Source organism: Streptomyces sp. CB01580, from assembly GCF_001905795.1.
In the GTDB taxonomy this organism is placed as follows: domain Bacteria; phylum Actinomycetota; class Actinomycetes; order Streptomycetales; family Streptomycetaceae; genus Streptomyces.
The window spans coordinates 228,129-252,184 of sequence record NZ_LIXJ01000020.1 but is presented as its reverse complement, the minus strand read 5'-3'; the positions used below and the strand labels follow the sequence as shown (position 1 = coordinate 252,184).

Genomic DNA, 24,056 nt, shown 5'->3' with positions numbered 1-24,056 from the left:
CCGGGAAGGTTCACCGGCTCGCGACGCCCGGCAAACCTTCCCGGTCACAGCACTAGGCTGGCCGTCATGCCCGCCGTACCCGACGCCCGAGTCAGCCCCGCCGCACGGCGCACGCGCCTCCACGTGGTCAGTGACGTGCACGGCAACACCGAGGCCCTGGCCCGAGCCGGGGACGGCGCCGACGCCCTGATCTGCCTCGGCGACCTGGTCCTCTTCCTCGACTACGCCGACCACTCGCGCGGCATCTTCCCCGACCTCTTCGGCGTGGAGAACACCGACCGGCTCGTGGCCCTGCGCACCGCCCGCCGCTTCGAGGAGGCCCGCGAGCTCGGCCGTCGCCTGTGGACGGGCATGGACCGCGAGGCCGCGATCGTCGCGGGCGTGCGCAAGCAGTACGCGGAACTCTTCGCGGCCTTCCCCACCCCGACGTACGCCACCTACGGCAACGTCGACATCCCCGGACTGTGGGCCGAGTACGCCCGCCCCGGCACGACGGTCGTCGACGGCGGGCGCGTCGAGATCGGCGGCCGGGTTCTCGGCTTCGTCGGCGGCGGCCTGAAGTCCCCGATGCGCACCCCGTACGAGATCGACGACGAGGAGTACGCGGCCAAGATCGAGGCGGTCGGCACGGTCGACGTGCTCTGCACCCACATCCCGCCCGACGTGCCGGAACTGACCTACGACACGGTGGCGCGCCGCTTCGAACGCGGCAGCCGGGCCCTGCTCGACGCCATCCGCGCGACCCGCCCCCGCTACGCGCTGTTCGGCCACGTCCACCAGCCCCTGGTCCGCCGGATGCGGATCGGTGCGACCGAATGCGTGAACGTCGGCCATTTCGCCTCCACCGGAAGGCCGTGGGCCCTGGAGTGGTGACAGGCCCGAGGGCCGCTCCCGGCGCGGGCCCCGGGCCCGGCGGCGGACCCCGACCCGCACGGCCGCCCCGCCGGCCACAGCGCCGGACCCTGGGACGGAGCACCGCGGGCACGCGATAGCCTTCTGACGGCAGGCATCTGCCGACGCACCGGTCACACCGCACTGGAGGAGCCACAGCGATGGCTGAACACACCAGCTCGACGATCACGATCGAGGCGGCACCGGCCGACGTCATGGGAGTGATCGCCGACTTCGCCCGCTACCCGGAGTGGACCGGAGAGGTCAAGGAGGCGGAGGTGCTCGCCACCGACGACCGGGGCCGTGCCGAGAAGGTCCGCCTCGTCCTCGACGCCGGGGCGATCAAGGACGACCACACCCTCGCGTACACCTGGACCGGCGACCGCGAGGTCAGCTGGACCCTCGTCAAGTCGCAGATGCTGCGCGCCCTCGACGGCACCTACGCGCTCGCCCCGCTCGGCGACGGCGACCGCACCGAGGTCACCTACCGGCTGACCGTCGACGTCAAGATCCCGATGCTCGGCATGATCAAGCGCAAGGCCGAGAAGGTCATCATCGACCGGGCCCTGGCAGGCCTGAAGAAGCGCGTCGAGTCCGTACCGAAGGGCTGACCCGGTGCGTACGGTTCTCGTCACCGGGCCCGGCGGCGCGGGCCGTACCACCGTCGCGGCGGCGACCGCCCTGGCCACCGCCCGCCGGGGCCGCCGCGTCCTGCTGCTCTCCGCCGACCCCATACCCGGCTTCCCCGACGGCACGGAACCCGTCGAGGTCACCGACGGCCTCCGGTTCGCCCGCATCGACTCCGGCGAGCACTTCCGCGGCGAACTCCTCGCCCTCCAGGACCGCGCCTCCGGCGTGCTCGACCTGCTCGGCGGGCACCGGATGGACGGCGAGGAACTCACCGAACTCCCCGGCAGCCCCCAGCTCGCCCTGCTGCACGCGCTGCGCCGCGCCGCCGAGGGCGACTGGTCGGACGGCCGCTTCGACCTCCTCGTCGTCGACCTGCCGCCGCTGCGCGAAGCACTCGCCGTCCTCGCCCTCCCCGAACAGCTGCGCCGCTATCTGCGTCGGCTGCTGCCCCCGGAACGCCAGGCCGCCCGCGCCCTGCGCCCCATGCTCGCCCAGCTCGCCGGGGTGCCCATGCCCGCCCAGTGGCTGTACGAGGCCGCCGCCCGCAAGGACGCCGAACTGGCCGCCGTCCAGGCCCTGATCGAGGACCGCGCCACCACGCTCCGGCTGGTCGCCGAACCGGGACCGGCCGCCGAGGACGCCCTGCGCAGCGCCCGCACCGGCCTCGCCCTGCACGGACTGCGCGTCGACGCCCTCGCCGCGAACCGGGTCCTGCCCCGGTACTCCGGCGACCCCTGGTTCGCGGACCTCGCCGCGCGGCAGGAGAAGACCGTCGACCACTGGTACGAGGAATGGGGCCCCACGACGGCCCTGTACGAGGTCCCCCACCTCGGCCGCGACCCCCGGAACCTCGACGACCTCGCCCTCCTTGACGGCCTCGCCCGCTCCACCGCGCCCACCGGGGCGGCCCCCGGCGGCTTCGGGGCGGGGGACGGGCTGTGCGCCGCACCGGACGAACCGGTGCCCGGCCGGGCCGACGACCCCTGGTGGATCGAGGACCCCCGGCGGACCGGGGGACCGGGCACCGCGGACGACGGACGCACCCCGCCGCCCGGCTCCCGGGCCATGGGCGCCCCGTCGGCCGACGGCGGCCCCGTCCTCGTCTGGTGCCTGCCGCTGCCCGGAGCCGTCAAGTCGGACCTGCAACTGGTGCGCCGCGGCGACGAACTGCTGCTCACCGTCGGCCCGTTCCACCGGATCGTCCCCCTGGAGTCCGGACTGCGCCGCTGCACCGTCTCCGGCGCCGCCCTCACCGACGGGGTGCTCCGGGTCAGGTTCACCCCCGACCCCGGGCTGTGGCCCCGTACGGACTGAACGGCGCCCCACCGTTCGGGTAACGTCGGTAGTACGTACCCGTACGGTCCCGCAGGCGCGACCGCGGGCGAACCACGTCGCAGGAGTACGCCATGAGCGAAGCCACCGATCGTCCCGTCGACGACGACGCGTGGGCACGGGCCTGCGCCGAGGACCTCGAAGCGGAGAAGGCCCGCCGCCGCGCCCACCACGGCCCTGGCCCCGGAACCGCCGCCGAGGAGCTGCGCAAGCTGATCGACGCCGTGGCCGACCGGATCTCGTCCCTCCCGACGCCGCTGCTGGGCCCGGCGGCCCAGGGCACCGTGCAGCAGATCATCAAGCAGGCGAAGTCCGCCGCCCAGCCCGTCATCGAACGCAACCCTGACGTCTTCGACCATCTCGCCGCGGCCGGTGGCGAGCTCCTCGCCGCCTACCGCTCCGCCGTGGAGGGACAGGAACGCCGCTGGACCAGGGACGCGGGGGACCGGGCCGGCACCGGGAAGCGGTCCGATGACCCCACCGACCCGCGCGACGGAGGAGCCTCCGGCGGCGAGCACATCGACCTGGACTGACCTGCGCGGAAGTCCGGGCCCGCGGCTCGGGTACGGTTGGCCCCAGCGGGGCTCGACCGAAACTGAGGGATTCATGGGACTCACCATCGGCGTCGACATCGGCGGCACGAAGATCGCGGCCGGAGTGGTCGACGAGGAGGGCCGCATCCTCTCGACGTTCAAGGTGCCGACCCCGTCGACGGCCGGCGGCATCGTGGACGCGATCGCGGACGCGGTGTCCGGCGCGAGCGAGGGGCACCGCATCGACGCGGTCGGCATCGGCGCCGCGGGATACGTCGACGACAAGCGCGCCACCGTCCTGTTCGCACCGAACATCGACTGGCGGCACGAGCCGCTGAAGGACAAGGTCGAACAGCGCGTCGGCCTTCCCGTCGTCGTCGAGAACGACGCCAACGCCGCCGCCTGGGGCGAGTACCGCTTCGGCGCCGGCCAGGGCCACGACGACGTCATCTGCATCACGCTCGGCACCGGCCTCGGCGGCGGCATCATCATCGGCAACAAGCTTCGCCGCGGACGCTTCGGCGTGGCCGCCGAGTTCGGCCACATCCGGGTCGTCCCGGACGGTCTGCTCTGCGGCTGCGGCAGCCAGGGCTGCTGGGAGCAGTACGCCTCCGGCCGCGCCCTCGTCCGGTACGCCAGGCAGCGCGCCAACGCCGCCCCCGAGAACGCCGAGGTCCTGCTGTCGCTCGGCGACGGCACGATCGACGGCATCGAGGGCAAGCACATCAGCCAGGCCGCCCGGCAGGGTGATCCGGTGGCGATCGACTCGTTCCGCGAGCTGGCCCGCTGGGCCGGTGCCGGACTCGCCGACCTCGCCTCGCTCTTCGACCCGTCCGCGTTCATCATCGGCGGCGGTGTCTCGGACGAGGGCGAACTGGTCCTCGACCCGATCCGCAAGTCGTTCCGCCGCTGGCTGATCGGCAGTCAGTGGCGCCCGCACGCCCAGGTGCTCGCGGCCCAACTGGGCGGCAAGGCGGGGCTGGTGGGTGCGGCGGACCTGGCCCGCCAGGGCTGAGGGGCCGTCAGGCCGCCCGGCGGCTCCGAGCCGCCACCGTACGGAGCCGGACGCCCGTCGCGCCCCATGGGACGCGACGGGCGTCCGCCGTATCGTGGGCCCCATGGTTGCGACGCCACTGCCCGGCTCCCGCACCGAGCCGGACGGTTCGGCGGTCATCAGAGCGCTCGGCTACAACGTCCGGTCGATGCGCGACGACCGCGAGGCACTGGCCCGCGTCATCGGCGCCTGTGCCCCCGACCTCGTCCTCGTCCAGGAGGCCCCGCGCTTCTTCCGCTGGCGCAAGCACGCCGCCTGGCTCGCGGCCCGTACCGGTCTCGTCGTGATCGGCGGCGGCGCCACGGCGGCCGGGCCGCTGCTGCTCTGCTCGCTGCGGGCCGCCGTGGAGCGCACGGAGGACCTCCTGCTGCCGCTGACCCCCGGTCTGCACCGCAGGGGATTCGCCACGTCGGTGGTGCGGATCGCGGGCACCCGGATCGGTCTGCTCAGCTTCCATCTGAGCCTGCGCTCCGACGAACGCCTGGCGCAGGCCGGGATGGTGCTGGAACAGCTGGACGCGATGGGCGTCGAGCACGCCATCGCGGCCGGGGACGTCAACGAGATCCCGGGCGGGGCCGCGTTCCGGCGGCTGGCCGGGCGGCTCCAGGACTGCTGGGCGGTGCGGCCGTGGGGCGACGAGAACACCTCGCCGTCGCACCGCCCCCGGCAGCGCATCGACGCGGTCTTCGCGACGGAGGGGATCGAGGTGCTCGGCTGCGGCGTCCCCACCGGGCTGCCGGGCCTCGCCGAAGCGGACCTGCGGGCGGCCACCGACCACCTGCCGGTCCTGGCGGCGCTACGGGTGCCCGCGCTCAGGCCCTGATCCCGCCGCCCGCCCCCGGTTGCCGGGGGAACGGGGCACGCGGGGCGCCCGGGTGACGGGCGCTCCGCCCCGACGGGCTCTCAGACGACCGCCCCGCGACCCGGGTCGTCCTCGTCCTCGTCGTCGTTCCCCATCCGCGCCACCAGCGTGATGAAGCCGCCCACGAATCCGCCGACGCAGACCGTGCCGAGCCACCAGGTGATCTCCCACCGCAGCAGGACCGCGAGCAGCATCAGCACCGGACCGCCGACGACCGCGAGCCAGGCGAACTTCGCCGTGACGTCGGCCTCCGGCAGCGGCGGCGGCTCCGGGGGCACGAAGTGCCCCTCGTCCGTGTCGTCGAGGTCGTCGTCCTTGGGCTTTGCGAGCTCGTAGTCGCGCGGCCCGCCGACACCGGGCGCGAACACGACCGAGCTGCCGAGCGGGCGCTCCGGCGGCCCGGGGGCCTTCTTGCCGATCCCCTTGTCCGGATCGAGCACGCCCGACCGGTCGTCCTCCAGCCCCGCGAGATCCTCGATCGACCGGAACGGCCTGGCACCCGGCGGGTCCGGCGGCTCCTCGCCGTACCCCGCGACGATCGCATTCCAGGCCGCGTCCTCGTCGAGCCGTCCGTCGCCCGGGCCCTCTCCCCGGCCGTCGTCGTCCGGGCCCTCTCCCCGGCCGTCGTCGTCCGGGCCCTCTCCCCGGCCGTCGTCGTCCGGCCGGCCGGCGTCGGCGGACGCCTTCTCGGCCGGGGCCGGAGCCGACGACGGGGCCGCGTCCCGCGCGTCCGTACGGTCCCCGCCCCGGCGTCCGTCCCCGGGCGCGGGTGTGTCCGCTGCCTCGGGAGCCACGCCCTCCACGGGCCGTGCGGTTCCCTCGGCGGGAAGGGACTCGCGCCCGTCCTCGCCTCCCGTGCGCTCCGCCTCGTGCTCAGCCACCGGACCCGCTCCCCTTCTTCCCGACGCTCGGAGCGAGGCGGCCGATGAACCTGTGGCTCTCGTCGAAGATCCGCTCCGCATCGTGGTCCAACGTCGCCACGTGGTAGCTCTGTTCCAGCAGGATCTCCTCGACGTCCGTCGACGACACCCGGCCGAGGATCCGGGCCGAGTCGGCGGGCGGCACCACATGGTCCTGCGGGCTGTGCAGCAGCAGGAGCGGCTGCGTGACCTGGGGCAGCTCGGCGTCGACCAGGCGGAGGAACTGCCGCAGCGAATGCGCCGCGTGCAGCGGTACGCGGTCGTACCCCAGCTCCGGCGAGCCCTCCTTGGCGATGTCGTTCGCCAGGCCCTTCGTCGTCCGCACCAGGTGGCGGGCGACCGGCAGCGCGTACGCCGACAGACCGTGCACCTTGTTCGCCGGATTGACGAGCACCAGCCCGCTGATCGCGTCACCGTGCTTCGCCGCGAGCCGCAGCGTCAGCGCGCCGCCCATGGAGAGGCCGCAGACGAAGACCCGGGCGCACCGCTCCAGCAGCCCGCGCAGCTCCCGGTCCACCTCCGCGTACCAGTCCTGCCAGCCGGTGACCTGCATGTCCTCCCAGCGGGTGCCGTGTCCGGGCAGCAACGGGAGCGAGACGGTGAGGCCGCGTTCCGCCAGATGGTCGGCCCAGGGGCGCAGCGACTGGGGGGAACCGGTAAATCCATGGCAGAGAAGGACACCGACCTCTCCGCCCTCGTGGCGGAACGGCTCGGCTCCAGGCAGGACCGGCACCGGGGATCTCCTGTTCGTGAGGCTCGAAGGGGACGAGAGCTCGAAGGGGAACGAGACTTGAAGGGGAAGGAAGGAGGGAAGTACAGAGGATTGCTTCACCGTACGCGACCGGACTGACACCGACCAGGGCCGTCCCGGCCCCGTCCACAGCAACGCCCGGTCCGGGCGGGAACGGGGACGCCCGCACGGGTTAAGGTCTGTCGGACAGCACACAGGAGGCACCGAGTTGATCTACGGCGCAATGAAGCTCTCCATCGGCAACGGGCTGAAGCTCGCCTTCAGGCCCTGGGTGGAGGGCCTGGAGAACATCCCCGCGCACGGGCCGGCGATCCTCGCGAGCAACCACCTGTCCTTCTCCGACTCGTTCTTCCTGCCCGCCGTCCTGGACCGCAAGGTCACCTTCATCGCCAAGTCCGAGTACTTCACCACCCCCGGCGTGAAGGGGAAGCTCACCGCCGCCTTCTTCAAGGGCGTCGGCCAGCTCCCGGTGGACCGCTCGGGCGCCCGGGGCGCCGGTGAGGCCGCCGTCCGGGCGGGCATCGAAGTCATCGAGAGCGGCGGGCTGTTCGGCATCTACCCGGAGGGCACCCGGTCGCCCGACGGCCGTCTCTACCGGGGCAAGCCCGGCGGACTTGCCCGGGTCGCGCTGGCCACCGGCGCCCCCGTCATCCCCGTCGCGATGATCGACACGGAGAAGATCCAGCCGCCCGGCAAGGTGATGCCCAAGCTGATGCGCCCGGGGATCAGGATCGGCAAGCCGCTCGACTTCAGCCGCTACCACGGCATGGACGGGGACCGCTTCATCCTGCGCTCGGTCACCGACGAGGTGATGTACGAGATCATGAAGCTCTCCGGGCAGGAGTACGTCGACATCTACGCGACCGTCGCCAAGCGGCAGATCGCGGAGGAGGCGAAGCGCCGGGCGGAGGAGACCAAGCGCCGCCCCGAGGAGAAGCGCGCGGGCGGAGAGTCCGGAACACAGGGGTGACGGAACGGTTCGGCGCAGAGCGCGCCGGTCCTGCCCGAGGGGGAAGAAGTGGCCAGGCGCGAACGCGTCGTACGGATGTCGGTCGAGCAGCCGCTGTGGCGTGCCCTGACGGCCTATCGCGTGCTGACGATGGTCTACGCGGTGCTGCTCGCCGTGTTCGGCCGGGAGCGGTACGACCGGCCGTGGGTCGCCGTCGTCTTCCTGACCGTGCTGGCGGTCTGGACGCTCGCCTCGCTCCCGAAGGTCTCCGGCGCCGTCGCCTGCACCAAGCGCTTCCTCGGCGTGGACCTGGCGCTCGCCCTCGCAGGCATCCTCCTCACCCCGCTCGCCGACTTCGAGGCCCAGTCGGTCGACGGCCCCACGCTGCCGTCCATCTGGACCGCGGGTTCGGTGCTGGCCTTCGCGCTCAAGGGCGGCTGGCGCTGGGCGGCGTTCGCCTCGACCCTCGTCGCCGTCGTCAACATCGTCGAACGCGGCGAGCCCAGCCGGGACACCTTCCACAACGTCCTGCTGGTCTGGGTCGCCTCCATCGCCATCGGGTACGTCGTCGAGGTCGCCCGGGCCAGTGAACGCACCCTCGCCCGCGCCCTGGAGATCGAGGCCGCCACCCGGGAACGGGAACGGCTCGCCCGCGACATCCACGACAGCGTCCTCCAGGTCCTGGCGATGGTGCAGCGCCGCGGCACCGCGCTGGGCGGCGAGGCGGCCGAGCTGGGCCGGCTGGCCGGGGAGCAGGAGATCGCCCTGCGCACCCTGGTCACCAGCGGACTGGTGCCCGCCACCCGGGTCTCCGAGGACGCCGCCGAGGGTGCGGTGGTCCGCAGCGTGGAGGTCGACGACGAACCGTCCGGCCCGGCCACGTGCGACCTGCGCACCCTGCTCGCCCCGCACGCGGGCTCCCGGATCACCTTCGCGGAGCCGGGGGCCCCGGTGCTGCTCGCCCCCGCCACCGCGGCGGAGCTGGCGGCCGCCGTCGGTGCCGCCCTGGACAATGTGAGGGTGCACGCGGGGGAGAACGCCCAGGCGTGGATCCTCGTCGAGGACTGGCCGGACGAGGTGGTCGTGACGGTCCGGGACGACGGGCCGGGCATTCCGGAGGGGCGGCTCGCCCAGGCGGAGGGGGAGGGACGGATGGGGGTCGCGCTGTCGATCCGCGGCAGGCTGCGTGACCTGGGCGGTACGGCGGAGTTGGTCTCGGTGCCCGGTCAGGGCACCGAGGTGGAATTGAAGGTTCCGAAGGTTTCACGGGGGAAGGCAGGATCAGCGGGATGAGCACGCAGGACGACCGGAGCGCCGAGGAGCGGACCACCACGGTGATGGTGGTCGACGACCATCCGATGTGGCGCGACGCCGTCGCCCGCGATCTGTCCGAGTCGGCTTTCGAGGTGGTGGCGACCGCGGGCGACGGGCCGCAGGCCGTCCGCAGGGCCAAGGCGGTCACGCCCGACGTCCTCGTCCTCGACCTCAACCTGCCCGGCATGCCCGGCGTACAGGTCTGCAAGGAACTCGTCGGCGCCCTGCCCGGGCTGCGGGTGCTGGTGCTCTCCGCGAGCGGCGAGCACGCCGACGTGCTGGAGGCGGTCAAGTCCGGCGCCACCGGCTATCTGCTCAAGTCGGCCAGTACGCAGGAGCTGACCGAGGCCGTACGGTCCACTGCGGCCGGCGACCCCGTCTTCACCCCGGGCCTGGCCGGACTGGTCCTCGGCGAGTACCGCAGGCTCGCCTCCGACCCCGCGCCCGTCGCCGCCGACGAGCCGGGGGCCCCGCGGCTCACCGAGCGCGAGACCGAGGTGCTGCGGCTGGTCGCCAAGGGGCTCTCGTACAAGCAGATCGCCGAGCGTCTGGTCATCTCGCACCGCACCGTCCAGAACCACGTCCAGAACACCCTGGGCAAGCTCCAGCTGCACAACCGCGTGGAGCTCGTGCGGTACGCGATCGAGCGCGGCCTCGACGACGTCTGAGCGCGTCCGGGCACGCCGGGCGGGCGGCGGCCTCCGAGCGGCGCGGCGGGGGCCGGGACCGTATATTCGCGATGACCGGCACATTCGCGACGACCGGCGCCCGCCCCGGTCCCCGGTCCGCGCGTCGAACGGGAGCAGTCGTGGAAATCCTGGCCTTCGGTGTGCAGTCCGACGAGAAGCCGCTGATCGAGAAGGCCTTCGACAGGGCCTTCGCCGGGCAGCACGAGGTCCGGTGCCTGGACGTCTTCCTCACCGCCGACACCGCCCCCATCGCGGCGGGCCACGAGATCATCTCCACCAGTGTCAACGCCGACCTCGGCAGCCGCGTCCTGCAGACGCTCGCGGCCGGGGGCACGCAGTTGATCGCCCAGCGGTCCACCGGCTTCAACAACATCGATCTCGACGTCGCCGAACGGCTCGCCCTCCGCGTCGCCCGGGTCTCCCACTACTCGCCGTACTCGGTCGCGGAGTTCGCCTGGACCCTCGCGATGGCGGTCAACCGCCGCGTCGTCCGGGCCGCGGGCCGCACCCGCGACTTCGACTTCCGGCTCGACGGCCTCCTCGGCCGGGACATGCACGGGCGCACGGCCGGGGTGATCGGCACGGGCCGGATCGGCGAGGCGTTCACCCGTATCGCCCACGGCTTCGGCATGAGACTGCTCGGCTGGGACGTCACCGAGAACCCCGCCTGCACCGCACTCGGCATGGAGTACGTCGACAAGGACCGGCTCCTCGCCGAGTCCGACCTGATCAGCCTGCACGTCCCGCTGCTGCCCGCGACCCACCACCTGATCGGTGCCCGGGCCCTGGCCCGGATGAAGGACGACGCGATCCTGGTCAACTCCAGCCGCGGCGGTCTCGTCGACACCGACGCGCTGGTCGCCGAGCTGCGCGCGGGCCGGTTCCTGGGCGTCGGACTCGACGTGTACGAGGCGGAGGCAGGGCTCTTCTTCGTCGACAAGTCCCTGGAGGGCATCGACGACGACACCCTCGCCCGGCTCGTCACCTTCCCCAACGTCGTCGTGACCTCGCACCAGGCGTACTACACCCGGGACGCCGTGTCCCAGATCATCGACACCACTGTGCGCAACATCGCCGACCACCTGGCCGGCCGCCGCAGCGAGAACGTCCTCGTACCGGCGCTCCCGGCGGGCTGACGCCCGGGGCCGCGCCGGTCCCCGGGCGTCAGCCCGGCTCGTCGGACGCGTCTCAGCCGCCGACCGGCAGCCCCGCGAGCAGCTCCGCCACGATCGCCGTGCCGCGCAGCGTCAGCACCGACTCCGGATGGAACTGCACCGACGCGAAGCCCGGTCCGCGCAGCGCGTGCAGTTCCCCGGTCGCCGGGTCCGCGCTCGACTCGATGCCGTGCGCCGCCAGCTCGACGGCCGCCGCCTCGTCGCAGCGCGCCGTGAAGCTGTTGTAGAAGCCGACCGTCTCCGGCCGCCCGAAGAGGTCGATCCGGACCTGGGCGCCCTGATGGGGCACGGTCTTGCGGACGATGTCCAGCCCCAGCTCCGCCGCGATCAGCTCATGGCCCAGACAGACCCCCAGCAGCCCGTGCCGGTGGTCGCGGACCAGCTCCGCCGCGAGCCCGCGCAGCAGCCGCATCTTCGGATCGGCCGTGTCACCGGGATTCCCGGGCCCGGGACCCAGCACGAGCGGACCCGCGTGGCCGCGCACCCGCTCGCGCAGCCCCGGCTCGTCGAAGCGGTGCACCGCCACCTGAAGCCCCGATGAGCGCAGCAGATGGGCCAGCATCGCGGTGAAGGTGTCCTCACCGTCGACCACCAGCGCACGGCCGGCCCCCTCATGGGTCCGCTCCTGCATCCGCAGCCAGAACGGGGCGAGCCCGTCCCGCCGGGCATCCAGCGCCGCCCGCACGCGCGGGTCGTCGGCCAGCCGCGCCGGGCCCGCCGCCCCTGCCCCGGGCCGGCCGGGGCGCACCCCCAGCGCGGCGAGCACCCCGGCCGCCTTCGCGTGCGTCTCGGCGACCTCGCCCTCCGGATCCGAGTGGCGTACCAGCGTCGCCCCGACCGGCACCCGCAGCCGGCCGTCGGCCGCGATGTCGGCGGTACGGATCAGGATCGGCGAGTCCAGGGTCTGCGCCCCGCCCGGCTCCTGCCGCAGGAGCGCCAGCGCCCCCGCGTAGTAGCCGCGCCCGCCGGACTCGTACCGCTCGATGACCCGGCAGGCGTTCTGCACGGGCGAGCCGGTGACCGTCGCCGCGAACATGGTCTCGCGCAGCACCTCCCGCACGTCGAGCGAGGAGCGTCCGCGCAGCTCGTACTCGGTGTGCGCGAGATGGGCCATCTCCTTGAGGCGGGGCCCGACCACCACCCCGCCCATGTCGCCCACGGTGCACATCATCTTCAGCTCCTCGTCGACGACCATGGAGAGCTCGTCGCGCTCCTTGCGGTCGGCGAGGAACTCCAGCAGGCCCTCGGCGGTCGGTCCCTCGGCGGGGTAGCGGTACGTGCCGCTGATCGGGTTCATCACGACCGTCCCGCCGGACATCCGCACGTGCACCTCGGGGCTCGCCCCGACCAGCGTCCGCCCGGCCGTCCCCCGCCCTTCCGACGAAGCCCCCTCCGAGGAAGCCCCGTCGGGCCCCCGTCCGCTCCCGGTGTGCACCACGAACGTCCAGTACGCACCCCGCTCACCGGCCAGCAGCCGCCGGAACAGGGCCAGCGCGTCGGCCCGGCCGAAGCCGGGGATCTCGCCCCGGAAGGTGCGCCGGACGACGAAGTTCGCGCCCTCGCCCCGTCCGATCTCGTCCTCGACGACCCTGTGGACGATCTCCGCGTACTCCTCGTCGGGGACGTCGAAGCCGCCGCCGACGACCGGCACGTCCCGCACCGGCAGGTGCTCCAGCACCTCGGCGAGCGGCAGCTCGTGCACCTCGTCGGCGACCAGCACGGACAGCGGCGTGCCGTCGTCGCGCACGTCGAAGCCGCGCTCGGCGATCTGCCGGAACGGCACCAGGGCGAGGGAGGGCAGCGGTCCGACCGGGAGGTCGGCGAGCCGGTCCACCTCCCGCACCGGGCCGATCAGCACCTCGACGACGTCCTGGTCGTGGCCGGGGGTGCGGCGGTGCAGCAGGGCGAACGGCGGGCAGTCGTCACCGAGCAGCCGTTCGACGACGGAGCCGGCGCGGCGGGGGCGGGGCTGGGGCTGGGGCACGGGTGTTCCTTCCATGAAGAGGAACGGCTCCCGAACGCGAAGAAGGCCGCCCCTCGGGCGGCCTTCGCGTGGTCTGTCGCGCGATCGATCAGTGGGCCGCCGGATGAGCGGTCCACCACCAGTTCTGGGTCGTCTGCGCGAACATGCCCCGAACCCTAGCGGATGGGCGGGGCATCCCCCAACGGAAACCGGCGCGGTCCCCGTCGGGGGAGATCCCCCCGGGGAGTCGCGGGCGGATCCTCCGACGGACAGGCGGCGGCCTCGGCGGGCGGGTGGGCCGCGGGCGGGTCATCCGAGCGCGCGTCTCAACTATTGAGCTTTCGGATGGACACGGCGCCGGACCCCGTAATGTGGTCGGTGTGACCGTGAACGCCAATACCTCCGTCGCCGGTGGCAACACCTGGCGAGACCTTCCCGCGGCGCAGCAGCCCGAGTACCCCGATGCCGAGGCTCTGCGCGATGTACTCGCGGAACTCGCGTCGTATCCGCCGCTCGTGTTCGCGGGCGAGTGCGACCAGCTGCGCGCCCGTATGGCAGCCGTCGCCAAGGGCGAGGCGTTCCTGCTCCAGGGTGGTGACTGCGCCGAGGCGTTCGACGCCGTGTCGGCCGATCACATCCGGGCCAAGCTGAAGACGCTGCTCCAGATGAGCGCCGTTCTCACCTACGCGGCGTCCGTGCCGGTCGTCAAGGTGGGCCGGATCGCCGGTCAGTACTCCAAGCCGCGCTCCAAGCCCACCGAGACCCGCGACGGCGTCACCCTGCCGACCTACCGCGGCGACTCGGTGAACGGCTTCGCCTTCACCGAGGAGGCCCGGGTCCCGGACCCGCAGCGGCTGAAGCAGATGTACCACGCGTCCGCCTCCACGCTGAACCTGGTGCGCGCCTTCACCACCGGTGGCTACGCCGACCTGCGCCAGGTGCACGCCTGGAACCAGGACTTCGTGAAGTCGTCGCCGTCGGGCCAGCGCTACGAGGCGCTCGCCCGCGAGATCGACAACGCGCTGAACTTCATGAAGGCGTGCGGCACGGACCCGGCGGAGTTCAAGGCCGTCGAGTTCTACGCCTCGCACGAGGGCCTGCTGCTGGACTACGAGTCGGCCCTGACCCGTGTCGACTCGCGCACCGGCCGTCTGTACGACACCTCCGGCCACATGGTCTGGATCGGCGAGCGCACCCGGCAGCTCGACCACGCGCACATCGAGTTCGCCGCGCAGATCCGCAACCCGATCGGCATCAAGCTCGGTCCGACCACGACGGCCGAGGAGGCGCTGCGGTACGTCGAGCGCCTCGACCCCGACCGGGAGCCGGGCCGGCTGACCTTCATCGTCCGCATGGGCGCGGACAAGGTCCGCGACAAGCTCCCCGAGCTGGTGGAGAAGGTCACCGCGTCCGGCGCCACCGTGGCGTGGGTGACCGACCCGATGCACGGCAACACCTTCGAGGCGGCCTCCGGCCACAAGACCCGCCGCTTCGACGATGTCCTGGACGAGGTCAAGGGCTTCTTCGAGGTGCACAAGGGCCTCGGCACGCACCCGGGCGGCATCCACGTGGAGCTCACCGGCGACGACGTCACCGAGTGCGTCGGCGGCGGGCACGAGATCTTCGTGGACGATCTGCACCAGCGCTACGAGACGGCCTGCGACCCCCGCCTCAACCGGAGCCAGTCCCTCGACCTGGCGTTCCTGGTCGCCGAGATGTACCGCGACCAGTAGGCGGCACCGCGTCACCGCGGGTGACAGGCGTACGACTGTGGGGCACGGATCGCTGTGATCCGTGCCCCACAGGGCTTTCGAAGGTTCCGGGCACCTTGCGCGCGGGGTAAGGTTAGGTTTGCCTCACCGGGCAGGGGGACGGTCTGGCAGTCAAGGACCGAACCCGTCGGGAGGTGAACCGCATGTACGTCTGCTCGTGCTTCGGCATTACGGAGCAGCAGGTCAAGGAGCATGCGGAAGCCGGAGCCTGCACCCCCCGCAAGATCGCCTCCGTCTGCAAGGCGGGTACGGACTGCGGCGGCTGCGTCCGCGCCATCCAGGCCGTCCTGGGCCGTGGCGCCTGCCCGCGCCGTGAGCTGCTCGACCGGAAGCGGACCCCTGGCGCCGACTCCGACGCTGCTGGAGGCGATGCCGACGCGCTCGCCCCGGGTGCCGCACGGCCTGCCCGGATCCCCGAGGCGGCCTGACCTCTTCGCCCGGCTCCGGCGCTTTCGGAGCGCGGCCAGGGAGTGTTTCGAAAGTCCCGTCCGGCCCGCGACGCCTGGCACGGCGCTTCGCCGCGTTGTCGGGATCGTCCACGTACGCCCGGTACGAGGACGACCCTCCGCCGTGCGATGCGTCGCACCGGCCCCCCGCAGGCCCCCGTCCTTCGGGCGGTCGACGCTGCTTTCGAAACGCCCTAGTGCCCCCCGTACCCCTTGAGGCCCGTCTCGCCGCTGTGTCCCTCGTCGTGCGGCTGCTCGATCTGCTGAGCGATGTAGAGCGGTTCGCCGAGCTTCTCGACGAGCTCCAACTGGGCTTCGAGGTAGTCGACATGGTGCTCCTCGTCGGCGAGGATCGCCTCGAAGATGTTCGCGGACGTGATGTCGTCCTTCCCGCGCATCAGGTCGATCCCGCGCCGCAGGCGGTCGATCGCCTCCACCTCGATCTGGAGGTCGGCCTGGAACATCTCGGTGACGGTCTGCCCCACCCTTACGTGGAACAGCCGCTGGTAGTTGGGCAGTCCGTCGAGGTAGAGGATCCGGTGCGTGAGGATCTCGGCGTGCCGCATCTCGTCGAACGACTCGGCGCGGGTGTACTTCGCGAGCTTCAGCCAGCCGGCGTGCTCCTGCATCTTGGAATGAAGGAAGTACTGGTTGATCGCGGTCAGTTCGGCGGTCAGCTGCTCGTTCAGGAACTCAAGGACCTCGGGATCGCCCTGCATCGGAGAGGCTCCTTCCGGCCGGTGGGTACCGGCCAATACCGGTGAATAACAGTGAATGCCAACGAATACGGCAAGTTGGCCGAATCCTCGCATCGCGCTCGTTGATCGTCCAGTAAGTACACGCTTAGTGGGATTTGCCAGAATTATCTACACCCTGGTCGGAACCACCCCTGTCTGTCTGTCACCATGGAGGCATGGGTCAGCCGGAAAGCCGGGAAAACCGCGCGTCAGAGCAGTCGGAGCTTCCGCCGGGACAGCGACTCCAGCGCGGCTGGCCGGTCACCCACTACGGGCCGGTGCCCAAGTTCAAGCCGGACCGCTGGGAGTTCCGCGTCTTCGGTGCCACCGCGGACGGCGCGAAGCACTGCTGGAACCATCAGGAGTTCTCGGCGCTGCCGTACTCCTCGGTCGTCGCCGACCTGCACTGCGTCACGAAATACAGCATGCTCGGCGCCGAGTGGGGCGGGGTCCTCGCCCGTACGGTTCTGGAACTCGCGCCGCCCGCGCCGAACGTCACGCACGTGATGGTCTGGGCCGAGTACGGCTTCAGCTCGAACCTGAGGCTCTCCGACTTCGCCTCGGACCGAACGATCTTCGCCACCCACAAGGGCGGTGAGCTGCTCACCGCCGAGCACGGCTTCCCGCTCCGGCTCGTCGTGCCGCACCTCTACGCCTGGAAGGGGCCCAAGTGGGTCCGCGGCGTCGAGTACATGACGGCGGACCGCCGCGGCTTCTGGGAGGAGCGCGGCTACCACAACATCGGCGACCCGTGGCGCGAGCAGCGCTACTCGTACCAGGAAGAGCCCGGGGACGGCCCCGAGCTCTGACCCGGTGGGCGACGGACGCGCCCGGTCCGCCGTCAGTGGTGGTACGAACGTATACCCCCATGGGGTATTCCCCATGGGGAATCCGAAGAAGGGAACCGAGTGCTAGTGCCGAGACCGGCACTAGTCCCGGTCGCGCAGCCCCTTCAGCCGGGCCACGTCCGCCGCGTGGCCGTCCTTTCCGCCCGGTGTTTCAATGATCAACGGCACGCCCGCGGTGGCCGGATGGGAGAACAGCTCCCGGAACGGCTCTTCGCCGATGTGCCCGGCGCCGATGTTCGCGTGCCGGTCCTTGTGGGCTCCCGCCGCCTCCTTGGAGTCATTGGCGTGGATCAGTTTCAGCCGGTCCGCGCCGACGGTGTCGACCAGCAGGTCCAGGGTCTGCCGCATGCCCTCCGGGCCCGACAGGTCGTGGCCCGCCGCGTGGATGTGGCACGTGTCGAGGCACACGCCGAGCCTGGGGTGGGAGTCGAGCGCCTCGAAGTACGGGCCGAAGTCCCAGGTCCGTGAGCAGAGCGAGGCCCCCTGACCGGCCGTGGACTCCAGCAGCAGGAACGGGTCGTCGTCGTGCGTCAGCTCGTCCAGCAGCGGCCGCAGGTGCGTACGCACCTGGGCGAGGGCCCGTTCGCGCGGCCGGCCGCCGGTCGCCGAGCCGGTGTGCACCACGACGCCCAGCGCGCCGATCTCACGGGCCCGGCGCAGCGAATGGCGCAGCGACTCCACCGACCTCTCCACGGTGGCCTCGGTGTGCGAACCGAAGTTGATCAGATACGGGGCGTGGACGTACGCCGGTACGGACGCGGCGGCGCACTCGGCGCGGAACCGCTCGTCCTCGGCGGGGTTGCCCACGGGGGTCGCCCAGCCGCGCGGATTGGCGACGAAGACCTGCACCGCCTCCGCCCCCATTTCCCTGGCATAGGGCAGGCCGACCTTGGCGAGACCGCCGGCCACGGGGACGTGGCCGCCGACTGGGTTGCGCATGTGGATCTAGAGCCCCTTGGTCCTGATGGTGATGGTGCTGCCCTCGGGGGCCCGTTCGCCGCCCGCGACGGACTGGCTCGCGATCGTGTCGCTGAAGGAGAGGAAGGGGCGGTCGACCTTGACGTCGAAGCCCGCGTCCTCCAGTTCGCTCCTCGCGTCGTCGACGCCCTTCCCGGTGACGTCCGGGACGGTGATCATCCGTGGCCCCTTGGAGACCGTGAGCGTGATGGTGTCGCCCTCGGCAGCCCGGCTGCCCTCGCCCAGCGACTGATGGGCGATGTCGCCGGCGACCTCGGGGGAGTGGACCCGGTCGGGCAGCACCTCGGCCTTCAGTCCCTGCTCGTCCAGCGCGGCCGTGGCGTCCTCGACGGACAGCCCGGTGACATCGGGCACATCGACCGGAGCGCCCTTGTTGACGACCAGGGCGACCGCGGAGCCGGAGCGGCGCTCGGCGCCCGCCGCGGGGTCCGTACGGATCACCTCGCCCCGTGCCGTCTCCTCGCTGAATTCCTTGGTGACCATGCCGGGCACCAGGCCGACCTCCTTCAGATCACGTTTGGCGTCGGCGAGCGCGAGGCCTTGGACATCGGGCACCTTCACGATCTCGGGGCCGCGCGAGACGACGAGCTTCACCGCGTCGTTCCCCCGGATACGGTCGCCCGAACCGGGGTCGCTGCTGATGACCTTGCCTCGTTCCACGGTGTCGCTGTAGGCCCGCTCGACGCCCTTGAGGTCCAGACCGGCGTCCGAGAGCCGCTTCTGGGCGGTCTTCTCGGTCTGGCCGAGCACCGAGGGCACCCGGGTGAACTGCCCGGAGTTGATGTACCAGACACCGGTGCCGATCCCCAGCACCAGCAGCGCTGCGACCAGCGCGGTGACGACGGAGCGCCGGGGGCTGCGGCGCCACGGGGCGCGCGGTGCGGGCCGTGGCGGCGCCGGCAGGGGCGTTTCCAGTCGGCTGGTGTGATGGGCGACGCCCTGGTCGGCCGGGAGCAGCCGCGGGATCACGCTCGTGCGGTCCTCGGTGGCGTCGCGCTCCCCGGTGCGGGCCTGCGGCGGTACGGCGTCCAACTGGGCGTCGGTGAGCGCGGAACGGGCCTCGCGGGTCTCGGCGAGCAGGGCCACCGCGTCGGACGGGCGGACCTCGGGGTCCCGGGCGGTGGCGCTCGCCACCAGGTCGTCGAGCTCGACCGGGAGTTCCGGGACGACGGCCGACGGGGCCGGGACGTCCTCGTTGAGGTGCTGATAGATGACCTGGGCGGGGGTGTCGCCGACGTGCGGCTTGGACCCGGTCAGCATCTCGTACAGGACCACACCACACGCATACACGTCGGTACGGGTGTCAGCCGTACCGTGTTCTATCTGCTCGGGGGCGAGGTACGAGACGGTCCCGAGCACCGATCCGGTGGTGCTGGTGACGGAACCCACCGCCCGCACCAGACCGAAGTCGGCGACCTTGACCCGGCCGTCGTCCCCTATCAGGACGTTCTCCGGCTTCATGTCGCGGTGCACGAAGCCCGCCCGGTGCGCGGCGCCGAGCGCGGCGAGCACCGGCTCCAGGATGTCCAGCGCGGCCCTCGGCTGGAGGGCGCCGCGGTCGCGCAGCACGTCGCGCAGCGTGCAGCCCGGGACGTACTCCATCGCGAGGTAGACGTACTGGCCCTGGGCGCCCTGGTCGAAGACCCCGACCACATTCGGGTGCGCGAGCCGGGCCACGGACTTGGCCTCGCGTATGAACCGCTCCACGAAGGACGCGTCGGTGGCGAGTGCCGGATGCATCACCTTGAGGGCGAGCACCCGGTCGAGCCGGGTGTCCACGGCCCGGTAGACCGTGGCCATGCCGCCCACGGCGATGCGGGCATCGACGCGGTAGCGGCCGTCGAGCAGCTGCCCGACGAGCGGGTCCTGGAGGGTCGTATCCACGGATGTGAGTCTACGAGCCGCGGCGGACACGTCCGACGGCCCGGACGGTCCCGGCGCCGAACCGCAGCCGAGCCGTGACAGGGACACGCCGCCTCCCCGGCCCGACGGGCCCGGGCGCCCCGGTCAGAAGGCCGGGCGTTCCGGGTCCAGCACCGCGCGCCCCGCCACCGGCGACGACGCCTCGGCGAAGTGTCGGCGCGGGATCCGGCCCGCCCGGTACGCCAGCCGTCCGCCCGCCACCGCGTGCCGCATCGCGGCGGCCATCAGCTCGGGCTCCTGGGCCCGGGTCACGGCGGAGGCCAGCATCACCGCCGCGCACCCCAGCTCCATCGCCAGCGCCGCGTCCGAGGCGGTCCCGGCACCCGCGTCGAGGATCACCGGTACCCGCGCCTGCTCGACGATCAGCTGGAAGTTGTGCGGATTGCGGATGCCGAGACCGGAGCCGATGGGCGAGCCGAGCGGCATCACCGCCGCGCAGCCCACGTCCTGGAGACGGCGGGCCAGCACCGGGTCGTCGTTGGTGTAGGGCAGCACGGTGAAACCGTCGTCCACCAGGGTCTCCGCGGCGTCCAGCAGCTCGACCGGGTCGGGCAGCAGGGTCCGCTCGTCGGCCACCACCTCCAGCTTGACCCAGTCGGTGCCGAGGGCCTCGCGGGCCAGCCGGGCGGTCAGCACGGCCTCGCCCGCGGTGAAGCAGCCCGCCGTGTTCGGCAGGACACGGATGGAGAGCCGTCGCAGGACGGAGAGCACCGAGCCCTGCACGGTCGGGTCGAGGCGGCGCATCGCGACGGTGGTCAGCTCGGTGCCGGAGGCGACGAGGGAGCGTTCCAGCACATCGAGGCTGGGCGCCCCGCCCGTGCCCATGATCAGCCGGGAGCCGAACGTGGTGTCGCCGAGGGCGAAGAGGTCGTCGGACATGGTCAGCCTCCCTGGACCGCGGTCAGGATCTCGACCCGGTCTCCGTCGCGCAGCGCCGTGGCGGGCCACTGCCCGCGCGGCACGACGCTCTCGTTGACGGCCGCCGCGACACCGGAGCGGGCCGAGGTCAGCCCGGCGACCAGCGCGTCCAGGGCGGTGCCTGCGGCGAGGAGCCGGACCTCCCCGTTCACGGACACGGAGACGGAGACGGGGGCGGAGACGGAGACGGAGACGGAGACGGGGGCGGAGGCGGGGGAGGAGGCGGGGGAGGGGACGGGCGCGGAGTCGGCGAGGGGCGCGGGCTCGGTCATGCGGGCTGCTCCTGACGTACGGAGTCGGCGGCGGGCGAGAAGCGGTACGGGGTGAAGGGGCGGGCCACCTCGGGCAGCTCGCCGTCGGCCAGCGACGCCGCCATGACGTCTCCGGTGACGGGCGTGAGCAGCACCCCGTTGCGATGGTGGCCGGTCGCGAGATGGAGGCCGGGAAGCGCGGTGGGGCCCAGCAACGGGGCGTTGTCGGGGGAGCCGGGGCGCAGACCGGCCCGGGTCTCGACGAGCGGCAGCTCCGTGATGCCGGGCACCAGCTCGTGGGCGTCCCGCAGCAGCTCGTAGACGCCGCCCGCGGTGACGGTGGTGTCCCAGCCCATCTCCTCGCTGGTGGCGCCGACGACCAGTTCGCCGTTCTCGCGCGGTACGAGATAGAGGGGGCCGCCCCGGACCACGGCCCGGACCGTCCGGGAGAGGAAGGGCGCGTACCGGGCGGGCACGGTCAGCCGCAGCACCTGCCCCTTCACCGGCCGGACCGGTGGCGCGACCCCGTCCGGCAGGCCCGGCAGCCGGCCGCTGAGACTCCCCGCTGCGAGCACGATCTGGTCGGCGGCCAGCTCCTGGCCCCCGGCGAGCACGATTCCGGCGGCCCGGTCGCGCACCACCGTCAGACGTTCCGCCCGGGCCCGGTGGAAGACCACCCCGGCCCGCTCGCACGCGGTCAGCAGCGCGGCGGCCAGTCGGCGCGGATCGATCTGGTGATCGCCGTCGACCCGCAGCCCGCCGCGCACGCCCGGCGCGAGCATCGGCTCCAGGCGGCGGCACTCGCGGCCCGTCAGCCACTCCGACTCCAGGCCCGAACGCCGTTGCAGGGCGTGCAGTTCCCGCAGATGGGCCCGGTCGTCGGAGTCCAGCGCGACGGCGAGCGTGCCGCAGGCGCGAAAGCCCGTGTCCCGGCCGCTCGCCTCCTCCAGCTCCGCCACGAACGCCGGGTAGCGGGCGGCCGAGGCGAGATTCAGCCCCAGCAACAGCTCCTCGCCGTAGTGGAGTTCGGTGACGGCGGCCAGCATCCCGGCGGCCACGCGGGCGGCACCGCCGCCCGGATCGGGATCGGCGAGCGCGGTGCGCAGGCCGCGCTGCGCGGTCCGCCAGGCGGTCACCAGGCCGATGATCCCGCCCCCGACGACGAGGACGTCGTACCGCCCCCCGCCCCGGGCGGACCGGCCCTCGTGATGAGAAGAACGCATGGGCGTCCAGCCCCTCCCTTCGCCGGCATGACCCGGATCAGGTTCGTACGGTCGGAGGCCGCTCCAGCCTCCCTCTCAGCCCGCTGCGTCCGGGCTCCCGCGAGTGTCTTACCGTGGCCACCCTAAACCCCGTCCACCGGACCCGGTGAGGGACCGCCGGCGCCGGTGAGGGACCACCGGACCCGGGCAAGGGAGCAGAGCCATGGCCCGTTCGCTCGACGGACTCGTCCTCTCGCCGGTCGCCGACCAGGCACCCGGTCAGGTCGGTACCCGTACCCGCTTCACGTACCACGAGGAGGACGGCCGGATCTGGGCCGAGTACGAGGGCGGCGACGTGGTCCGCGGCCATCTCGTCGGCACCCGCGCCGGTGACGTCCTCGACTTCCGGTACGTGCAGCTCAAGCAGGACGGAACGACGTCCTGCGGCCACTGCGTGTCCACCGTCGTCGATCTCCCGGACGGCCGGGTCCGGCTGGAGGAGCGGTGGGAGTGGGAGTCGCAGGAGGGCAGCGGCACCAGCACCGTGGAGGAACTCCCCCTGCCGTGACGGTCTGTCAGGTGTTTATGGTGTACGGGTGAGCGATCAGCAGCAGTCGCAGCAGTCGGAGCGCCCGGAACCGGGCACGGAGCGCCGTGTCGTCGTCGTCGGCGCGGGCATGGCCGGTGTGCAGACGGCCGTGGCCCTGCGGGAGCAGGGCTTCACCGGCCCCGTCGTGGTGATCGGCGCCGAACCCCACCAGCCCTACGACCGGCCCCCGTTGTCGAAGGCGGTGCTGCTCGGCAAGGCCGAGGACTCCGCCTTCGACATCGACTTCGAGGCGCTGGACATCGAGCTGGTACTGGGCCTCGACGTCACCGGCCTGCGGGCCGCGGCGCACGAACTGGACACCCCGTCCGGTCCCGTTCCCTACGACGTGCTGGTGATCGCGACCGGCGCCGAACCCATCGTCCTGCCCGGCACCGAGGGTGTTTTGGGCGTCCACCTGCTGCGCACCCTCGACGACGCGGCCCGGCTGCGGCCCGTCCTCGACGAGCGGCAGGACGTGGTGGTCGTCGGCGCGGGCTGGATCGGCGCCGAGTTCGCCACCGCGGCCCGCGCCGCCGGCTGCGCGGTCACCGTCCTGGAGGCCGCCGACCGGCCGCTCGCCGGCGCGCTGCCCGCCGAGGTCGCCGCCCCGATGGCCGCCTGGTACGCCGAGAGCGGCACCGAACTCCTCACCGGCGCCCGGGTCGACCACGTCGAACCGGGCCGGGTGGTCCTCGCGGACGGCCGCGCGATCCCGGCCGGGGCCGTCGTCGTCGGCATCGGCGCCCGCCCCGCCACCGGCTGGCTGGCCGGCTCGGGCATCGCACTCGGCCCCGACGGCTCGGTGACCGCCGATACCACGCTGCGCACCTCGCTGCCCGACGTGTACGCGGTCGGCGACTGCGCCTCGTTCCCGTCCGCCCGCTACGGCGAACGCCTGCTCGTCCACCACTGGGACAACGCGCTCCAGGGCCCCCGGACCGTCGCCGCCGACATCGTCGCGGCCGCGGGTGGGGACCACCCGGCGCCGCCCGCCTACGACCCCGTTCCGTACTTCTGGTCCGAGCAGTTCGACCGGTTCGTGCAGTACGCGGGCCACCACGCGGGCGCCGACACCCTGCTGTGGCGCGGCGACCCCGCCGACCCCGCCTGGTCGGTGTGCTGGCTGCGCGACGGCGTCCTGGTGGCGGTCCTCGCCGTGGGCCGCCCCCGCGACCTGGCGCAGGGCCGCAGGCTCATCGAGGCGGGTACCCGCATCGACCCGGTGCGGGCCGCCGACCCCTCCGTACCCCTGAAGTCGACGGCCCTCTGACACCCGTACTCCACGGCCGCCGACCCTCCGACGGCGTACCGGCGCCGCCCGTACGGTCG

Annotated in this window: 24 protein-coding genes, 1 pseudogene and 1 riboswitch; of the genes and pseudogenes, 15 read left to right on the top strand and 10 right to left on the bottom strand. The window is 72.8% G+C overall.

All coding sequences use genetic code 11. From position 1 onward, the window contains the following. Positions 1 to 66: 66 nt before the first annotated feature. From AMK22_RS26230 to AMK22_RS26205, 6 genes are all read left to right on the top strand, one after another. A complete protein-coding gene (locus AMK22_RS26230) occupies positions 67 to 873 on the top strand; it encodes a metallophosphoesterase family protein (protein WP_073788908.1) in 807 nt (268 codons plus the stop codon). 179 nt (positions 874 to 1,052) lie between these two features. Next, positions 1,053 to 1,502: an SRPBCC family protein gene (locus tag AMK22_RS26225; protein ID WP_073788906.1), complete on the top strand. Its 450-nt coding sequence runs from the start codon at positions 1,053 to 1,055 to the stop codon at positions 1,500 to 1,502. Positions 1,503 to 1,506: 4 nt separating this feature from the next. Then, positions 1,507 to 2,835: an ArsA family ATPase gene (locus AMK22_RS26220; RefSeq protein ID WP_073788904.1), complete on the top strand. Its 1,329-nt coding sequence runs from the start codon at positions 1,507 to 1,509 to the stop codon at positions 2,833 to 2,835. Between the two features lie 92 nt (positions 2,836 to 2,927). Further along, entirely contained in the window at positions 2,928 to 3,386 is a 459-nt protein-coding gene (locus AMK22_RS26215) for a DUF5304 domain-containing protein (protein WP_073788902.1), read from the top strand. Between the two features lie 73 nt (positions 3,387 to 3,459). Continuing rightward, a complete protein-coding gene (locus AMK22_RS26210) occupies positions 3,460 to 4,401 on the top strand; it encodes an ROK family glucokinase (RefSeq protein WP_073788900.1) in 942 nt (313 codons plus the stop codon). A 103-nt stretch (positions 4,402 to 4,504) separates the two neighbouring features. Continuing rightward, positions 4,505 to 5,263 carry an endonuclease/exonuclease/phosphatase family protein gene (locus AMK22_RS26205; protein ID WP_073788898.1) on the top strand — a complete coding sequence of 253 codons (759 nt, stop codon included), beginning with the start codon at positions 4,505 to 4,507 and terminating at the stop codon, positions 5,261 to 5,263. Between the two features lie 80 nt (positions 5,264 to 5,343). Here the strand turns inward: AMK22_RS26205 and AMK22_RS26200 are convergent. Beyond that, a pseudogene (locus tag AMK22_RS26200) lies at positions 5,344 to 5,916 on the bottom strand (hypothetical protein); the annotation flags it as partial. 259 nt (positions 5,917 to 6,175) lie between these two features. Continuing rightward, positions 6,176 to 6,955, bottom strand: coding sequence for an alpha/beta hydrolase (locus tag AMK22_RS26195; RefSeq protein ID WP_073788894.1), 780 nt, complete (start codon positions 6,953 to 6,955; stop codon positions 6,176 to 6,178). A 226-nt stretch (positions 6,956 to 7,181) separates the two neighbouring features. Here AMK22_RS26195 and AMK22_RS26190 point away from each other — a divergent pair, with 226 nt between their 5' ends. The 4 genes from AMK22_RS26190 to AMK22_RS26175 all read left to right on the top strand — a co-directional run bounded on the left by AMK22_RS26190 (position 7,182) and on the right by AMK22_RS26175 (position 11,061). Next, positions 7,182 to 7,943 carry a lysophospholipid acyltransferase family protein gene (locus AMK22_RS26190; protein ID WP_073788892.1) on the top strand — a complete coding sequence of 254 codons (762 nt, stop codon included), beginning with the start codon at positions 7,182 to 7,184 and terminating at the stop codon, positions 7,941 to 7,943. A gap of 48 nt (positions 7,944 to 7,991) precedes the next feature. Continuing rightward, entirely contained in the window at positions 7,992 to 9,215 is a 1,224-nt protein-coding gene (gene macS / locus AMK22_RS26185; RefSeq protein ID WP_073788890.1) for a MacS family sensor histidine kinase, read from the top strand. Continuing rightward, positions 9,212 to 9,904: a response regulator gene (locus tag AMK22_RS26180; protein WP_073788888.1), complete on the top strand. Its 693-nt coding sequence runs from the start codon at positions 9,212 to 9,214 to the stop codon at positions 9,902 to 9,904. Before macS ends, AMK22_RS26180 begins: the two co-directional genes overlap by 4 nt. 140 nt (positions 9,905 to 10,044) lie before the next feature. After that, positions 10,045 to 11,061 (top strand): 2-hydroxyacid dehydrogenase, encoded by a 1,017-nt coding sequence (locus tag AMK22_RS26175; RefSeq protein WP_073788887.1) that lies wholly within the window; start codon positions 10,045 to 10,047, stop codon positions 11,059 to 11,061. Between the two features lie 52 nt (positions 11,062 to 11,113). Here the strand turns inward: AMK22_RS26175 and AMK22_RS26170 are convergent, their stop codons facing one another. Both AMK22_RS26170 and AMK22_RS42415 read right to left on the bottom strand, forming a co-directional pair. Then, on the bottom strand, positions 11,114 to 13,084 hold the full coding sequence (locus tag AMK22_RS26170) for an anthranilate synthase family protein (RefSeq protein ID WP_242434135.1): 1,971 nt from the start codon (positions 13,082 to 13,084) through the stop codon (positions 11,114 to 11,116). An 88-nt stretch (positions 13,085 to 13,172) separates the two neighbouring features. After that, complete coding sequence (locus AMK22_RS42415; RefSeq protein ID WP_078513512.1) at positions 13,173 to 13,229, bottom strand: trp operon leader peptide; 57 nt, start codon at positions 13,227 to 13,229, stop codon at positions 13,173 to 13,175. A gap of 220 nt (positions 13,230 to 13,449) precedes the next feature. On the opposite strand from AMK22_RS42415, the gene AMK22_RS26160 reads away from it, so the two are divergent. After that, entirely contained in the window at positions 13,450 to 14,796 is a 1,347-nt protein-coding gene (locus tag AMK22_RS26160; protein WP_073788961.1) for a class II 3-deoxy-7-phosphoheptulonate synthase, read from the top strand. Positions 14,797 to 14,978: 182 nt separating this feature from the next. Beyond that, entirely contained in the window at positions 14,979 to 15,263 is a 285-nt protein-coding gene (locus AMK22_RS26155; protein ID WP_073788959.1) for a (2Fe-2S)-binding protein, read from the top strand. A gap of 212 nt (positions 15,264 to 15,475) precedes the next feature. Here the strand turns inward: AMK22_RS26155 and bfr are convergent, their stop codons facing one another. Further along, a complete protein-coding gene (bfr, locus tag AMK22_RS26145; RefSeq protein WP_073788879.1) occupies positions 15,476 to 16,000 on the bottom strand; it encodes a bacterioferritin in 525 nt (174 codons plus the stop codon). A 194-nt stretch (positions 16,001 to 16,194) separates the two neighbouring features. On the opposite strand from bfr, the gene AMK22_RS26140 reads away from it, so the two are divergent. Further along, a complete protein-coding gene (locus AMK22_RS26140) occupies positions 16,195 to 16,827 on the top strand; it encodes a sulfite oxidase-like oxidoreductase (RefSeq protein WP_073788877.1) in 633 nt (210 codons plus the stop codon). 120 nt (positions 16,828 to 16,947) lie between these two features. On the opposite strand, the gene AMK22_RS26135 is transcribed toward AMK22_RS26140, so the two are convergent. From AMK22_RS26135 to thiO, 5 genes are all read right to left on the bottom strand, one after another. Next, on the bottom strand, positions 16,948 to 17,805 hold the full coding sequence (locus tag AMK22_RS26135; protein ID WP_073788875.1) for a deoxyribonuclease IV: 858 nt from the start codon (positions 17,803 to 17,805) through the stop codon (positions 16,948 to 16,950). Positions 17,806 to 17,811: 6 nt separating this feature from the next. After that, on the bottom strand, positions 17,812 to 19,728 hold the full coding sequence (pknB, locus tag AMK22_RS26130) for a Stk1 family PASTA domain-containing Ser/Thr kinase (protein ID WP_073788873.1): 1,917 nt from the start codon (positions 19,726 to 19,728) through the stop codon (positions 17,812 to 17,814). Positions 19,729 to 19,851: 123 nt separating this feature from the next. After that, entirely contained in the window at positions 19,852 to 20,646 is a 795-nt protein-coding gene (locus AMK22_RS26125; RefSeq protein ID WP_073788872.1) for a thiazole synthase, read from the bottom strand. Between the two features lie 2 nt (positions 20,647 to 20,648). After that, positions 20,649 to 20,843 carry a sulfur carrier protein ThiS gene (gene thiS, locus AMK22_RS41175; protein ID WP_242434139.1) on the bottom strand — a complete coding sequence of 65 codons (195 nt, stop codon included), beginning with the start codon at positions 20,841 to 20,843 and terminating at the stop codon, positions 20,649 to 20,651. 110 nt (positions 20,844 to 20,953) lie between these two features. After that, positions 20,954 to 22,159 carry a glycine oxidase ThiO gene (gene thiO / locus AMK22_RS26115; RefSeq protein ID WP_073788868.1) on the bottom strand — a complete coding sequence of 402 codons (1,206 nt, stop codon included), beginning with the start codon at positions 22,157 to 22,159 and terminating at the stop codon, positions 20,954 to 20,956. Then, positions 22,157 to 22,270: riboswitch (TPP riboswitch) on the bottom strand. (Overlaps the previous gene by 3 nt.) A gap of 91 nt (positions 22,271 to 22,361) precedes the next feature. Between thiO and AMK22_RS26110 the strand changes: the two genes are divergently transcribed. Together AMK22_RS26110 and AMK22_RS26105 are read left to right on the top strand one after the other, a co-directional pair. Continuing rightward, the gene (locus tag AMK22_RS26110; protein ID WP_073788866.1) at positions 22,362 to 22,706 is read left to right on the top strand and encodes a hypothetical protein; all 345 of its coding nucleotides are present in this window, start codon (positions 22,362 to 22,364) and stop codon (positions 22,704 to 22,706) included. Between the two features lie 109 nt (positions 22,707 to 22,815). Further along, complete coding sequence (locus AMK22_RS26105; RefSeq protein ID WP_242434138.1) at positions 22,816 to 23,997, top strand: NAD(P)/FAD-dependent oxidoreductase; 1,182 nt, start codon at positions 22,816 to 22,818, stop codon at positions 23,995 to 23,997. Positions 23,998 to 24,056: the final 59 nt, after the last annotated feature.